The 14,938-nt window shown below is 67.0% G+C and carries 9 protein-coding genes; 8 read left to right on the top strand and 1 reads right to left on the bottom strand.

The annotated features are described in order from the left end of the window. Positions 1-43 precede the first annotated feature (43 nt). The 8 genes from IE187_RS01220 (at position 44) to IE187_RS01185 (ending at position 12,455) form a co-directional block, all read left to right on the top strand. Positions 44-601 (top strand): biliverdin-producing heme oxygenase, encoded by a 558-nt coding sequence (locus tag IE187_RS01220; RefSeq protein ID WP_189674782.1) that lies wholly within the window; start codon positions 44-46, stop codon positions 599-601. Next, entirely contained in the window at positions 594-3,167 is a 2,574-nt protein-coding gene (locus IE187_RS01215; protein ID WP_189674781.1) for an HWE histidine kinase domain-containing protein, read from the top strand. The genes IE187_RS01220 and IE187_RS01215 overlap by 8 nt, the downstream gene beginning before the upstream one ends. A gap of 374 nt (positions 3,168-3,541) precedes the next feature. Further along, a complete protein-coding gene (locus tag IE187_RS01210; protein ID WP_189674780.1) occupies positions 3,542-4,888 on the top strand; it encodes a carbohydrate porin in 1,347 nt (448 codons plus the stop codon). Between the two features lies 1 nt (position 4,889). Next, positions 4,890-6,635: an ABC transporter permease gene (locus IE187_RS01205; protein WP_229839172.1), complete on the top strand. Its 1,746-nt coding sequence runs from the start codon at positions 4,890-4,892 to the stop codon at positions 6,633-6,635. 10 nt (positions 6,636-6,645) lie between these two features. Continuing rightward, on the top strand, positions 6,646-7,947 hold the full coding sequence (locus tag IE187_RS01200) for an ABC transporter ATP-binding protein (protein ID WP_189674778.1): 1,302 nt from the start codon (positions 6,646-6,648) through the stop codon (positions 7,945-7,947). Between the two features lie 376 nt (positions 7,948-8,323). Next, complete coding sequence (locus tag IE187_RS01195) at positions 8,324-9,469, top strand: HlyD family secretion protein (protein WP_189674777.1); 1,146 nt, start codon at positions 8,324-8,326, stop codon at positions 9,467-9,469. Then, positions 9,466-10,983: a DHA2 family efflux MFS transporter permease subunit gene (locus IE187_RS01190; RefSeq protein ID WP_189674776.1), complete on the top strand. Its 1,518-nt coding sequence runs from the start codon at positions 9,466-9,468 to the stop codon at positions 10,981-10,983. The genes IE187_RS01195 and IE187_RS01190 overlap by 4 nt, the downstream gene beginning before the upstream one ends. 5 nt (positions 10,984-10,988) lie before the next feature. Next, positions 10,989-12,455, top strand: a complete 1,467-nt coding sequence (locus tag IE187_RS01185; protein ID WP_229839171.1) for an efflux transporter outer membrane subunit — start codon at positions 10,989-10,991, stop codon at positions 12,453-12,455. 26 nt (positions 12,456-12,481) lie between these two features. On the opposite strand, the gene IE187_RS01180 is transcribed toward IE187_RS01185, so the two are convergent. Next, positions 12,482-14,866 (bottom strand): hypothetical protein, encoded by a 2,385-nt coding sequence (locus IE187_RS01180; protein WP_229839255.1) that lies wholly within the window; start codon positions 14,864-14,866, stop codon positions 12,482-12,484. Positions 14,867-14,938 lie beyond the last annotated feature (72 nt).

The following is a 14,938-nucleotide window of genomic DNA, read 5'->3' as shown; positions in this document are numbered from 1 at the left end:
AGCGCGCGGTTACATTTGCGTCGAACCGAACTACTATGACGCGATGACGCATCAAATCACCGCGCGAGGCGCGTTGCGGGCGGCAACGCACGAGCAGCACGACCGGGTCGATCGCCTATACTCGCAGATCCGGCTCGATGACCGCGCCGATTATGGCGCATTTCTCGGTGCGCAGGCGGCTGCTCACATCCCCGTCGAGCAAGCCCTTGTCGAAGCGGGTGTGGGCGCGATCGTCCCGGATTGGGATATCCGCCAGCGTGGCGATCTGGTGCGAGCCGATCTCGCGGTGCTCGGTCTGCCCGTGCCCGACCCTGCCGGACCGATCGTCTTTTCGGATGAAGCGGCGGTGCTTGGTGGCCTCTATGTGCTCGAGGGGTCGCGGCTGGGCGGGACGATGCTGAGGCGATCGGTCCCCGCCGACTTCCCGACGCGCTTTCTTGGCGGCGTCGATTCGGCCGCGTGGCGCAGCTTGCTCCAGATGCTCGACGTGCGGCTCGATACTGGTTTAAAACGCTCCGTCGCGGTCGCCGCGGCGCGTAACGTGTTTGCGTTGTTTGAAACCAGCGGACAACGAATTGTGGAGACCGGGCACCTTGGCTGACGACTTCCGATCGGTCGATCTGACGAACTGTGATCGCGAACCGATCCACATCCTGGGGGCGATTCAGCCGATCGGGTTCCTGCTGGCGCTGACCGCCGACTGGCTTGTCGCGCGCACGTCGGCGAATATCGCCGACTATATCGGCCACACTCCGGAAGATCTGATCGGGCTGCCGCTTGCCGAAATCTTCTCCACCCCGGTCATCCACGACCTGCGCAACCGTGCCGCGGTCCTGCGCGGCGCCGATGCGGTCGAGCGAGTGTTCGACCTCGTGCTCGTTCCCGGCGGCACTGCGTTCGATGTCGCGATCCATTATTCGGGAGGCCAGGTCGTTATCGAGGCCGAGCCGGCATCGGGGGAATATGGCGATGCGAGCAGCCTTGTCCGCTCGATGATCTCGCGGCTCGACCAATGCGCCGACATGGAGAGCTTCTTCCGCGAAGGCGCACGCCAGGTCCGCGCGCTGATCGGCTTCGACCGGGTGATGGTCTATCGCTTCAACGCCGACGATTCGGGCGAGGTCGTGGCGGAGGCGGTCAAGGCCGGGATCGGCAAATTCCTCGGGCTGCGTTATCCGGCAAGCGACATCCCGGTCCAGGCGCGCGCACTCTACAAGCGCAATTTGCTGCGCATCATCGCCGATGTCGATCACCAGACTGTCCCGATCGTGCCGGCCCGCGACACGCAGGGCCAGCCGCTCGACCTGTCGCTTTCGGTGCTGCGCGCGGTGTCGCCGATCCATATCGAATACCTCAAGAACATGGGCGTCCAGGCGTCGCTGTCGATCTCTATCCTGGTCGACGGGAAGCTCTGGGGGCTGTTCGCATGCCACCATTATGCGCCGCGTTGCCCGACCTTCGAGCGGCGATCGGTCAGCGAATTGTTCGCGCAGATGTTCGCGATGCGGCTCGAAAGCCGCGAGCGCCAGGCGACGGTCGAATTCGAGCGCGGTGCGCGCGAGATCGCCGACCAGTTGCTCGGCGCGGTTGCCTCCGACGATACGCTGTTGAGGGATCCAGACTGGCTCGGCGATATCCTGACCAACGCTATCGCCGCAGACGGTGTCGGCGTGTGGATCGGTGGCAACCATGCGTTTTCCGGGGTGACGCCGTCGGTCGAGGAATTCCAGCGGATCGTTCGCGCCCTCAACAGCACGGCTGCGGGGAAGGTTTTTGCGACCGATCATATTGCCTCGATCCTGCCGGGTGCCGAGGCGTTCGTCTCGCAATCCGCCGGCTTGCTGGCGATTCCGATCTCGCGTGCGCCGCGCGATTATGTCGTGCTGTTCCGCTCGGAACTCGTGCGATCGGTGCGCTGGGCTGGCAACCCGGACAAGCCGGTCGAATATGGCGTCAATGGGCCACGCCTGTCGCCGCGCGAGAGTTTTGCCGAGTGGAAGGAGCTCGTCCAGGGGCGTTCGCAGCCCTTTACACCGTCCGAGGTGCGCGTTGCCGAGACGCTGCGCGCGACGTTGATCGAAGTCGTGCTGCGCATGGCCGACGAAGCCTCGACCGAGCGGCAGCACGCCAGCGCGCGACAGGAGCTGCTGATCGCCGAGCTCAACCACCGCGTGCGCAACGTGCTCGGCGTAATCCGCGGGCTGATCCGCCAGTCGCAGCCCACCGAGAATGTCGTCCAGGATTTCGTCAAGGTGGTCGACGGGCGGATCCATGCGCTGGCGCGCGCGCACAACCAGATCACCGATGACCATTGGGGCCCGGCGCCGATGCAGGCGCTGATCGACGCCGAGGCCGCGGCCTTTCTCGCCGATGGCGACAAGATCATTTCGGACGGCGCGCCGGTGCTGCTCAATCCCCAGGCCTATTCGACGATGGCGTTGGTGCTGCACGAACTCGTCACCAACTCGACGAAATATGGCAGCCTGTCCGTATCCGAAGGTCGTGTCGCGATCAGCTGGCAGCGCGATGCGGCGCAGGACCTGCACTTTACCTGGCGTGAAACCGGCGGCCCGACCGTCGCCAAGCCGACACGCAAAGGATTCGGGACGACGATCATCCATCGCTCGGTGCCATACGACATCGGCGGGACGGCAGAGGTCGACTATCGTCCCGAGGGGGTCGAGGCGCGCTTCCGCATTCCCGCGCGACACGTCTCCGAAGCGCCGCCCGGTCTTGCGCCGCCGGTTCGGTATGCAGGGCCCGCGCCGGGGCTGCCCGCGGTGGTGCCCGATCGCATGCTGGAGGGGCGCGACGTCCTCTTGGTCGAGGACAGCTTGATCATCGCGCTCGATGCCGAGGACATCGTAACGCGGCTCGGCGCCGAGACCGTTACGACCGCGGCCACGGTCGACGGCGCGCTCGATGCGATCGAGCAGAATCGGCCCGCGATTGCGATGCTCGACATCCACCTTGGCGATCGCAACAGCTTTGCAATCGCCGATCGCCTGCTTGTGCTTGGCGTGCCGTTCCTGTTCGCGACGGGGTATGGCGAACAGGCCAAGTTGCCGGCCAACCATCGCGACCGCATGGTCGTGCAAAAGCCGTACACGCTCGAGAATGTCGCGCGGGCGATGGCCGAGATGCTGGGGCCGGTGGCGACCGATTGAGCCTCGCTACGACATCTTACCGCACTGCCGCACAAACACTGTGCGAGGGAACGGCAAGCTGCTAGGCGCCGCGCGATATCGCAATCGCCCGTCCGATTCGGTACGACTTTGATGCCTCTATTCCACAGGATCCCAATGCCCCGATCTAGCCCCTTGTCCGGCGACGGCGACAGTAGAAGCCTTGGCTTCTGCGCTGCCGATTGCCGGAATCCTGGGCCCGGCCGGGTCGTCATGGGCGGTATCATGCCGGCCTGAGGCGATATCCGGCGGGCTCGAACCCAGAGACCCGAGGATTTCGCTGATGACCATGTTTCGCGCCCAAGCGCGCACCATATCCCCCCGTGCGCGTCGCTGACGCGCTGTTTCGGTCGCGCATGCCCAAAGGCGTCGCGGTCCCGTATTTTCCGATCGCGGCACTTGGCAGCGTGCTGCTACTTACTACCAGTCCCGTCACGGCGCAGACCAGCGGCGCGCGGACGGGCGACCCGCAGACTTTTGCGCTGCACGGCCAGGCGACGTTCGTCGTCCAGGGGGTAGGGGGCTTCGCCTCGCCTTACTCTGGCCCCAACAGCCTGACGCCGCGTCAGGTACAGGAAACTGCCGACGTCACCGCTTATCTCGGCGTGGCGCCTTGGCAGGGGGCGGAGGTTTGGGCCAACCCCGAGATCGATCAGGGCTTCGGCTTGTCGAACACGCTCGGCGCGGCGGGTTTTCCGAGTGCGGAAGCCTACAAGGTCGGCAAGTCCGCACCCTATTTCCGCCTACAGCGCGTGTTCTTCCGCCAAACGATCGCTCTCGGCAGCGAGCGCGAGGCCGTGCTGGCGTCGTCCAACCAGCTGGGCGGAGCGCGGCCGATCGATCGGCTGGTTCTCACCGTCGGCAAGATCGGCGTCGGCGACGTGTTCGATACGAACCGCTACGCGCACGACCCGCGCGCCGACTTCCTCAACTGGTCGGTGGTCGATGCGGGGAGCTTCGATTACGCCGCCGACGCCTGGGGCTATTCGACCGGGGCGGCGCTGGAGGCCTATCGCGGGCCTTGGACCATCCGCGTCGGTGCGTTCAACCTGTCGCGCGTGCCCAATGGCGAAACGCTCGAGCGCGGTTTCGGTCAATATCAAATCGATGGCGAGGTCGAGCATCGTCACAGCTTCGGCAAGCGCGCGGGCACCGTCCGGCTCGGCGTGTTCCGCAATCGCGGGCAGTTCGGGCGGTTCGGCGACGCGCTGGCGCTCGGCGCGGCAAGCGCTGCCCCGGCCGATACGGCGCTGGTGCGCGGTCGGCGGACCCGGGTGGGCGCCTATGCCAATGCCGAGCAGGAACTGACGGACACGCTCGGGATTTTCGGCCGTCTCGGCTGGTCGGATGGCGGCATCGAGCCGTACGACTTCACCGATATCGATCGCACCGCGCAAGTCGGCGCGGTGCTGGCGGGCAAGGGCTGGGGGCGGTCGACCGACCGGGTCGGGCTCGCGCTCGTCGTCAACGGCATCTCGGCCGCGCATCAGCGCTATCTCGCGGCGGGCGGGATCGGCGTGCTCGTCGGCGATGCGCGGCTGCCCGACGCCGGGAGCGAGCAGATCGCCGAGCTCTATTACGACGTGCATGTCCTCCTGGGCATCGATGCGACGCTCGACGCGCAGCACATCGCCAATCCCGGCTACAATCGCGATCGCGGCCCAGCGAACATCGCCGCGTTGCGCCTGCATGGAGCGTTCTGACATGCAAACGCCCGGATTTCTCGGCTTCTCGCGGCCGCGCCTGAAAGTGCGGTTCGGCTGGCCCGATGCCGCCTTGTTCGCGATCCTTGCTGCGGCCGGGGTAGCGATCGCGGCGGGGGTCAGTGACGCGACGGAGCCGCTAGCGCGACTTCGGCTCGAGCCGGTCGTGCTCGATGCGTGGCAATTGCCGCGCTACGCGTTGCTGACGACGCTACGGTTGTTCGCGGCGCTGGCGGCATCGTTCGTCTTCACGCTGCTCGCGGCGACCGCCGCGGCCAAGAGCCGGCGGGCGGAACTGGTGATCATCCCCGCGCTCGACATCCTCCAGTCGGTGCCGGTGCTGGGGTTCATGACCTTTACCGTGGCCGCCTTCATGGGGCTGTTCCCGGGCAGCCGCGTCGGGGTCGAGTGCGCGGCGATCTTTGCGATCTTCACCAGCCAGGCGTGGAACATGGCGTTCAGCCTGTACCAGTCGCTGCGGCAGGTCCCGGCCGATCTCGACGAGGTTGCGCGCGGTTTCGGCCTTTCGCCGCTGCGCAAACTGATACGGCTCGAACTGCCGTTTGCCGCACCAGGCCTCGTGTGGAACGCGATGATGTCGATGTCGGGCGGCTGGTTCTTCGTCGTCGCGTCGGAGGCGATCAGCGTCGGGCATACGCAGATCATGCTGCCGGGGATCGGGTCGTGGCTGGCGATCGCGATCGAGCAGCGCAATCTCAGCGCGGTCGCGCTCGCGGTCGGGGCGATGGCGGTCGTCATTCTGCTGTACGACCAACTCGTCTTCCGTCCGGTGATCGCCTGGGCCGATCGCTTTCGCGTCGAGCAGACCGCGAGCGTTGCCCCGCCGAAATCGTGGCTGTTCGATCTGTTCCGTCGGGCGCGGCTGCTCCCGGCGGTCACCGCGCCGCTGCGCGCGGTCGGGCAGATGGTCTATCGGCTCGAACCCGCGCGCCGCCCGATCGCGCAGGAGCGGGAGTTTACGAGCAAGGCGCAGAAGCCCGCCGCACGTGGGATGCGGCTGTGGACAGCGGTGGTCGCGCTGAGCGCACTTGCCGCGACGGTCTATGCGATCGACTTTCTGCACCAGACGCTGTCGCTCGGCGACGCATGGGCGGCGTTGCGATTTGGCCTCATCACGCTGCTGCGCGTGATCGTGCTGATCATCCTGGCGAGCTTCGTCTGGGTGCCGATCGGCGTGTGGGTCGGGCTGCGGCCGCGCTGGACCTCGCGGATCCAGCCCGTTGCGCAATTTCTCGCGGCGTTCCCGGCCAACGTGCTGTTCCCGATCGCGGTCGTCGCGATCGTCCATTTTCATGCCGATCCCGATGTCTGGCTGTCGCCGCTGATGGTGCTCGGGACGCAATGGTACATCCTGTTCAACGTCATTGCAGGCGCGAGCGCGATCCCGAGCGACATGCGCGAAGCGGCGCAGATGTTCGGGGTGCGCGGCTGGCAGTGGTGGCGGCGGCTGATCCTGCCGGGAATCTTCCCCTATTACGTCACCGGCGCGCTGACCGCCTCGGGTGGATCGTGGAACGCCAGCATCGTCGCCGAAGCCGTGTCGTGGGGCAGCACGCGGCTGCGCGCGCAAGGGCTCGGCAGCTATATCGCCGATGCGACCACCGCGGGCGACGGCGCGCGGGTGCTGCTCGGCATTATGGTGATGTCGGTGTTCGTCATCGCGATCAATCGCTTGCTGTTCCGCCCGCTCTATCGCCTGTCCGAACGCCGCCTGCGTCTGTCTTGAGGACCTTATCATGATCCCGCACACCGCCCGCCCCGTCGTCACGCTCGAGCATGTCAGCCATAGTTATGGCGGCGAGCAGGGCGGCCCGCCGATTCTCGAAGACGTCGCGCTCGCCGTGCGCGAGGGCGAGATCGTCGGGCTGCTCGGCCGCTCGGGATCGGGCAAGTCGACGCTGCTGCGCTCGATCGCTGGTCTCGTCCGCCCGTCGAGCGGCGAGCTTCGCTTCGTCCCTGACGCCGATGGCGCGCCGCGCTCGGTCTCGATGGTGTTCCAGTCGTTCGCGCTGTTCCCGTGGTTGACGGTGCTGCAAAATGTCGAGCTCGGCCTCGAGGCGCAGCGCGTGCCGGCCGAGGAACGCCGCACCCGCGCGCTCGCCGCGATCGATCTGATCGGGCTCGACGGGTTCGAGAACGCCTTTCCCAAGGAGCTGTCGGGCGGAATGCGCCAGCGTGTGGGCCTGGCGCGCGCGCTCGTCGTCGAGCCGTCGCTGTTGCTGATGGACGAACCCTTCTCGGCACTCGACGTGCTGACCGCCGAGACGCTGCGCACCGATCTGCTAGACCTGTGGGGCGAGGGGAAGCTCGGCATCGCCTCGGTGCTGATCGTCACGCACAATATCGAGGAGGCGGTGCTGATGTGCGACCGGATCCTCGTGCTGTCGTCCAACCCGGGGCGGATTGCGGCCGAGTTCACCGTCGACCTGCCGCAGCCGCGCGACCGGCTCGATCCCGCGTTCCGCGAATTGGTCGAGCAGATCTATGCGCGGATGACGCAGCGCGCGGCGGTGCCGGTGGCGCTCCCTGGGACGCAGCCCGAACACGGCCTCGACCGGCCGTTGCCCGACGTGTCGATCAACAGCCTGGCGGGCCTGATCGAGGAGATCGAGGCCGCGCCGTTCGAGGGCCGCGCGCCGCTCGCCACGCTCGCCGACACGCTCCAGCTAGAGATCGACGACCTCTTTCCGATCGTCGAGACGCTGCAGATGTTGCAGTTCCTCGATATCGACGATGGCGATGCGGTGCTCACCAAGCGCGGCGCGGCGTTCGCGCAGGAGGATGTCGACCAGCGCAAGGCCAATTTCCGCCGCACGCTCGAAACGCATGTCCGGCTTGCGCGCCACATCCGCGTCGTGCTCGACGAGCGGCCGAGCCACCAAGCGCCGGCGCGGCGCTTCCGCGACGAGCTCGAGGACCATATGTCGCCCGATTTCGCCGCGACGACATTGCGCACCGTGACCGAATGGGGGCGCTACGCCGAACTGTTCGCGTTCGACGATGACGGCGATCTGTTCTCGCTCGACGATCCGGCCTGATCACGTGCGCCGCCCGGGGGGCGGCGCAAGCCGCTCGCTCAAGGCGGCGGGTGCCGGCCCTGCTGCGCGGAGGGTGATGGCCTTTGCCGTTAACGCCTGAAGGTCAGCTGGAAGAGCGATCATTGCGAGGCGATCGGGGTTTCCGCACGTTCAAACCCGGCGTCTTACGCGCGCAGTAGGGTCGTCGCGCCGCGTTCCACGGCGCATCCGCGCTGGAGCCGCGTCGCCAAATCGCGTTAGCCTCTTTCAAAACATAAGCATGCATATTATCTGCTTGCGTGGTATCGGCGGAAGCGGCAAGGCGCGACCGCGGTTGCACGCGCTATCCGCGTCCGATTTTCGTCTGCGGACCGACTGCTTTTCGAGAGCAAAGTCTATGAGTTTGGAAGATTCGCCAGGTCGCCCGGCCGACTATCCCACGGTGGAAGACTCGACCCCGATCGTCGCGCCTGCTCCCGTAGTGCAATCCGCCGACCGCCAGCCCCGCGCCCGGCGTCGCTTGCGGACGCCCTTGCTGCTGCTGGCGCCGATCGTCGCGGTGCTGGCCATCGTGTATTTCTATCTGAGCGGCGGCCGCTACGAAGCGACCGACAATGGCTATCTCCAGTCCGGGCTTGTCTCGGTCAGCGCCAATGTCAGCGGCCCCGTCATCGCGATCGCGGTCCACAATAACCAGCGCGTCAAGGCGGGCGACGTCCTGTTCCGGATCGACCCGGCCCCGTATCAGGCGGCCGTCGACGAAGCCGCCGCCGAACTGGCCAGTGCGCGCACCCAGGTCGCCTCGGTCCGCGCGAGCTATCGCGAAGGCGAAGCGACGCTGCAGGCCGGCCGCGACAAGCTCGCTTACGCGCAGCGCGAGGCGGCGCGCCAGAAGGCGCTGCTCGCCGAGGGCATCTCGTCGCAAGCGCAATACGACCAGGCGGTGCTCGCCGCGCAGACCGCGCGCCAACAGATCGCGACCTCGGTCGAGCAGAATGCCGGCGTCGCCGCGACACTGACCGGCAGCGTCTCCGCGCCGACCGAGCGGCAACCGGCGGTCCAGCGAGCACAGGCCGCGCTTGAACGCGCGCGGCTCAACCTCGGCTATACGACGGTCCGCGCCGCGCAGGACGGCATCGTCACCAAGGTCGATCTGCTCCAGCTCGGCAGCTATGTTTCGGCGGCGAAGCCGGTGTTCACGCTGGCGGGGACGCGGCTGTGGGTCGAGGGCAATTTCAAGGAAAACCAGCTCGACCATATGCGCGTCGGCCAGCGCGCGACCTTCAAGATCGATGCCTTTCCCGACCTCAAGCTGACCGGCCGCGTCGCGAGCTTCAGCCCCGGTACGGGCAACAGCTTCGCGCTGCTCCCGCCCGAGAACGCGACGGGGAACTGGGTCAAGGTGGTCCAGCGCCTGCCGATCGAGTTCAGCATCGACCAAGTGCCGCGCGACATCCCGCTCCATGCCGGGCTAAGCGTCGAGGTTACGGTCGATACCGGCTATCAGCGCCATCTGTTCGGCGCCGCGACCCCGGTGCGATGACGAGCGCCTATCCGGCCCCCGCCGTCCGCAATCTGATCACCGCGTCGGTGATGGCGGCGACCGTGATGAACTCGCTCGACAGCACGATCGCGAACGTCGCGCTGCCGCATATCCAGGGCAGCGTCTCGGCATCGAGCGAGGAGATCACCTGGGTCCTGACCTCCTATATCGTCGCGGCGGCGATCATGACGCCGCTGACCGGTTGGCTCGCCGGGCGCTTCGGGCGGAAGCGGTTGATGCTGTGGTCGATCGTCGGTTTCACTGTCGTGTCGGGCTTGTGCGGGTTGGCCAACAGCCTCGGCGAACTCGTCGGCTTCCGCTTGCTGCAGGGCGTGTTTGGCGCGGCGCTGGTGCCGATGAGCCAGGCGATCCTGCTCGACATCAACCCACCCGAACGCCACGGCCCGGCGATGGCGGTGTGGGGGATGGGCGCGATCCTCGGGCCGATCATCGGCCCGGCGCTCGGCGGCTGGTTGACCGACAATCTTACGTGGCGCTGGGTGTTCTACATCAATCTGCCGATCGGCATCCTCGCCTTTGTCGGTCTGTCGGGCTTCCTCACCGAGACCAAGGACGCCGCGCGACCGCGGCTCGACGTGTTCGGCTTTGCGATGCTGGCGCTCGCGATCGGCGCGTTCCAGTTGATGCTCGATCGCGGACAGACCAAGGACTGGTTCAGCTCGCTCGAAATCTGCATCGAGGGAGGGCTCGCTCTGTTCTTCGGCTATCTCTTCGTCGTCCATACGCTGACCGCGAAAAAGCCCTTCATCGACATCGGGATGTTCAAGGATCGCAATTTCCTGACGGGCTCGATCTTCGGCTTCTTCCTCGGCACCGTGCTGTTCGGCGTGCTCGCTTTGCTGCCGACGATGCTCGAGACGCTGATGGGCTATCCGGTGGTGCTGACCGGGCTCGTCACCGCGCCGCGCGGGATCGGCACGCTGATCTCGATGATCATCGTCGGGCGGATCATCAAGCGCGTCGATGCTCGGCTGCTGATCTTCGTCGGCTTCGCGCTGGCGGCGGTGTCGCTCTACATCATGGCGGGCTTTTCGCTGCAGATGAGCGAGCGGCTGGTGATCGTCTCGGGCTTCATCCAGGGGCTCGGCACCGGGCTCGTCTTCGTGCCGCTGACGACGATCGCGTTCGCGACGCTCGACGTCAAATATCGCAACGAGGGTGCGGCGATGTTCACGCTGACGCGCAATATCGGTTCGGCGGTCGGCATTTCGGTGCTCCAGGCGCTGACGATCCGCAATGCCGCGGCGGTGCATTCGCGACTGACCGAAGGCGTCCGGCCCGACAATCCCGCGCTGGCGCAAAGTTTCGACTTCAATCTCCCAAGCGCGGTCGCGGCGCTCAATGCCCAAGTCACCCGGCAGGCGTCGATGGTCTCCTATATCGACGCCTTCTGGCTGCTGTTCGTGCTGACGCTCGCGGTGATTCCGCTGCTCCTGCTGATGCGCGGCCCGCGCAAGGGCGCGGCCGACGGCCCAACGATCCATATGGACTGATGCCAATGCGCTTTCTCCCGATCCTCCTCGCCGCGACCGCGCTCGCCGGGTGCACCGTCGGCCCCGATTTCGTGCGTCCGCAGACGCCGGGGGTGAGCGGCTACCAGCCACCGAGCGAGCAGCGCGCCGCGGTGCGCGGTGCGCCTGCGGTGACACTCGGCGCGGGGCCGGCGCAGCGCTGGTGGACGGCGTTCGGATCGCCCGAAATGGATGCGCTGGTCGACCGTGCAATCGCCAACAATCGCAGTTTGGCGGCGAGCAATGCGACGCTTGCCGCGGCGCGTGACGAACTGCGCGCCGTTGCGGGCCGTCGTCTCCCGCAGATCGACGCAAATGCGCGCGTCGATCAGCAGCAGGTCAATCTCGCGGGCTTCGGCTTTTCGGGCAACAATCCGCTCGCGCCCGGCGGTAATCCCGAATTCCATCTCTATTCGGTCGGCGGCGGGATCAGCTACGATCTCGATCTGTTTGGCGGGCTGCGCCGCCAGGTCGAGCAAAGCGCCGCGCAGGTCGAGGCGCAGCAACGCCAGACCGAGGCGGCGCATCTCTCGATCGCCGGGCAGGTGGTCAACCAGGTCCTCACCGTCGCCGCGATCCGTGCGCAGGTCGCGACCGCCAATGCCTTGCTCGCCGAGGATCTGCGCAACGTCGATCTGACGCAAAAGCGGCGGAAGGGCGGCGAGGGTACGCTGGTCGAGGTACTCAACGCGCAAAGCCAATACACCGCCGATCGCGGCGACATCCCGCAGCTCGAGCAGCAATTGGCCGAAGCGCGGCATCTGCTCGCGACGCTGGTCGGCATCGCGCCGTCGGAGCTCGGCGAGACCGAGTTCGACATCGCCAAACTGACCTTGCCCACCACTATCCCGGTCGCGCTGCCGTCCGAGCTCGTGCATCGTCGGCCCGACATCCTCCAGGCCGAAGCCGATCTGCATGCCGCCGCCGCCGAGATCGGTGTCGCGACCGCGCGGCTCTATCCCGACATCACGCTCCGCGCGACGCTGACGCAGGGCGCACCGGGGATCGGCGATCTCGTCAAGAACGCGTTCCGGGGGTACGACATCTTTGCCGGCGTGACCGCGCCGATCTTCCATGGCGGGACGCTCAAGGCGCAGCGCGCTGCGGCGATCAACCGCGCCAAGGCGAGCGAGTCGACCTATCAGCAGACGGTGCTGAGCGCATTCGGCCAAGTCGCCGATCTGCTCTCGGCGATCCAGAGCGACGCGCGTTCGGTGGTCAACCAGCGCGAGTCGGTCGCGGTCGCCGAACGATCGCGCCATCTGTCGCAACGCAGCTATCAGGTCGGCAATTCGGGCATCCTCCAAGTGCTCGAGACCGAGCGCCTGTATCAGCGTGCCCGCAATGGCCTGGTGCTGGCGCAGACGCGCCAGTTCCTCAACGTGGCGCGGCTATACGTGGCAACGGCAGGCGGCTGGACCGGACCTGCCGCCGAAGCGCCAGTCGCGGGGTAACCACACCCTTTTCAACCGCCGGATCGTTAGGGTGCCGCTACCGTCGCGATGGCTTCGGGGGCATCGCGCAGCCGCAGGTAGATCCGCCCGTCGGCGCTCGCGCGCGTGGTGATTTCGGTCGCGACGAAACCGTCGGGGATCGCCTGGCTCGGCTGCATCTCGGCGTTCGTCCCGACCGCTTCGATCAGGAAGAAGCGGTTGCCCGTCAGCTTGCAGGCCTTCCGCGCCGCGCAGCTGATCGAGTGGATCTCCGGGAGTCGCACGACCGTGGCGAGCGGCGTCCAGGATGAACCTGCGCCGTCGCTTGCGATGCGGAAGCGCAGGGCGCCATAGGCCGTGGGCCCGAGCGCTTCGGCCGGGTTGATCGAGACGATCCCCGTCTTGGCGTCCTGCAGATCATAGCCCTTGCCCGCCGCGACCATCGTGCTGGTGCGCCCGTCGACCGTCCCGATCTCGATGCTTTCGCGTCCCGAGAGCGGGGGGGCGTCGTTGAGGTGGAAGGCAAAGGTCAGTCGGGCATCCTGCGCAAAGACCGCGGTGCCGGGCAAGGTGATTGGCAAGGCGCCATCACGCACCGGCGCCCGCGCCGTAACGCGGAGCAGCGTCGCCGAGACGCGGTGCGGTGCGATCGTCACGCTCAGTGATTTGTGGCGTCCGCCGACATAGCTGATGTCGGCGGGAAGCGTTGTGCCCGCAGCGAGCGCCATAGCGCTGGCCGGATTGGCAGCCTGCAGCGCGACGCGATCCTGCTTGCCGACGCGAGTCAGCGCGCCCGGCTGGAAGGCGAGGGTGCCGAGCGTCACTCCGATCACTTGGTCGAGCCGCGTGCCGGTCAGTGTGGCCTGGTCGTCGCCCGCGTGGAAGCTCAGTTCATCGACACTGCCCGCTTGCTGCAGCGCGCGCAGCGGCAGTTCGGTCGGCGTCGCGACGCCCTTTTCCTCGATCACGATCGAGACCGTGCCGGGTTCGGATTGCTCGAGCGGGACGGTCGCGACGATCCCGTGCGTGGCCGATTGCTTCCAGCTCAGCGGCTCGACCGCACCATCGCCGCGCCGCAGCCCGATCTTGGTGACGCACCCTGCGCTGCCGCCTGTCAGTTGCAGTTCGTTCGAGCGGCCGACGACCAGCGCGGTGCGATCGGTTGCCTTCCACGTCCCGTCGCCGGGCTTGGTCAGGACGTAGCTCGGGCCATCGAACGACGAAAAGCCCCACGCACCGTGCAATTGCGCGGAGATGACCGGTCCGAACGGCCCGAACGGAATCTCCCCGGTCGCGACGAATCCGCCAAGGCTTGGATCGGCGCGGACCGGCATCTCGGCTTGCGTCCCGTCAAGCCGCTTGAGCCGTAAGACCATGTCGTGCGCATAGCCCGTGGCATAGACCAGCGGTGCGCCTTCGACTGGCAATATCACTCCTGGTGCGGCGCACAGCATCGTGGCCGGCAGTGGCTGGCGCAGCGGCGGCGGCTTGGGCGCTTCGATCGCCGGGAGCGCGACGACCATCACCGAGGTCGGCTTGGCGAACGAGACCGGCGTGTTGAGCAATACCGTCACAGTGGCGTTACGCTGTTGCGCGAGCGCCGGAATGAACTGGAGCTGGGTCGACTGGAACGCGCCGAACATCCGGAACAGGTCGCGCACCACGCCGATATAGGAGCTGTACGAGCCGTATCCGGCTTGCGGTGTCGCGCTCAGCTGGAAAGCGAGGTCGGTCGGCGCGCCGGCGAGCGTGTCGGCGAGCGCCGAACTGTGCGTGTCGGCGAGCAGCAGCGTCTCGCGGTCGCCGGTCAGACACGCCGATTGGACTTCGGTCGGCTGCGCGAGGCATTCGGCCTTGAGCTTGACCGCAAGGCTGCGCGTCAGGACCGGCGAGACGGCGGCAAGGCTCTCGGGGTTCTTGCGCTCGGCACGCTGCATCTCGAGGAGGAAGGTGTCGAGCCGTGCGCGGTCGAGCGAGGCCTGATTGAGCTCTTGCGCCGCGCGGACGAACGCACCGGGCTGCTTGCGGACCGCGCTGATCACCGCATTCGCGCCGCCGCCGCGCTCGGGGACGATGAACAGCGCCATCTGCTGTGCGTCCTTGGGGACGACGAGCGACAGGCTGGCGTTCTTCTCCCGCCAACTCTCGGCCTCGCGGAACCAGTCCTTACCGGGGCGATCGACCGCGCCGCGCAGGAACACCGCGATCAGCCGGTAATGTTCGTCATGCCCCGCAAGGGGGGCGAGCTTGACCGAGATGTGGTCGCCTTCGGCGAGGTTGGGCACGCGCTCGAGCGGGAGCGTAACGCCGTCGCGCACCACGCTGACGTCCAGTCGGGGGCCGACAAGGTCGAACGAGGAGGACGCCGCCTCGACGGCGGGCGCCGCCAGCAACAGACCGAGAAGACCGACGATAGGAGAAAAACGCAACACGGTGTCCACGGCTCAATTTCTGCTTGCCGCGGCCTATGCCGTTGGCGTGTGGCGACAATGCGGCTGAAGCCA

Origin of the sequence: Sphingomonas glacialis (assembly GCF_014653575.1) — a bacterium.
In the GTDB taxonomy this organism is placed as follows: Bacteria; Pseudomonadota; Alphaproteobacteria; order Sphingomonadales; family Sphingomonadaceae; genus Sphingomonas; species Sphingomonas glacialis.
The sequence above is the reverse complement of the archived record's forward strand: the minus strand, read 5'-3'. Positions and strand labels throughout refer to the sequence as shown.

Bases quoted from the DNA above. Each gene is read 5' to 3' on its own strand.
- IE187_RS01200 (WP_189674778.1), top strand. From the start codon at position 6,646: ATGATCCCGCACACCGCCCGCCCCGTCGTCACGCTCGAGCATGTCAGC.
- IE187_RS01190 (WP_189674776.1), top strand. From the start codon at position 9,466: ATGACGAGCGCCTATCCGGCCCCCGCCGTCCGCAATCTGATCACCGCG.
- IE187_RS01205 (WP_229839172.1), top strand. From the start codon at position 4,890: ATGCAAACGCCCGGATTTCTCGGCTTCTCGCGGCCGCGCCTGAAAGTG.
- IE187_RS01210 (WP_189674780.1), top strand. From the start codon at position 3,542: ATGCCCAAAGGCGTCGCGGTCCCGTATTTTCCGATCGCGGCACTTGGC.
- IE187_RS01185 (WP_229839171.1), top strand. From the start codon at position 10,989: ATGCGCTTTCTCCCGATCCTCCTCGCCGCGACCGCGCTCGCCGGGTGC.
- IE187_RS01220 (WP_189674782.1), top strand. From the start codon at position 44: ATGACGCATCAAATCACCGCGCGAGGCGCGTTGCGGGCGGCAACGCAC.
- IE187_RS01195 (WP_189674777.1), top strand. From the start codon at position 8,324: ATGAGTTTGGAAGATTCGCCAGGTCGCCCGGCCGACTATCCCACGGTG.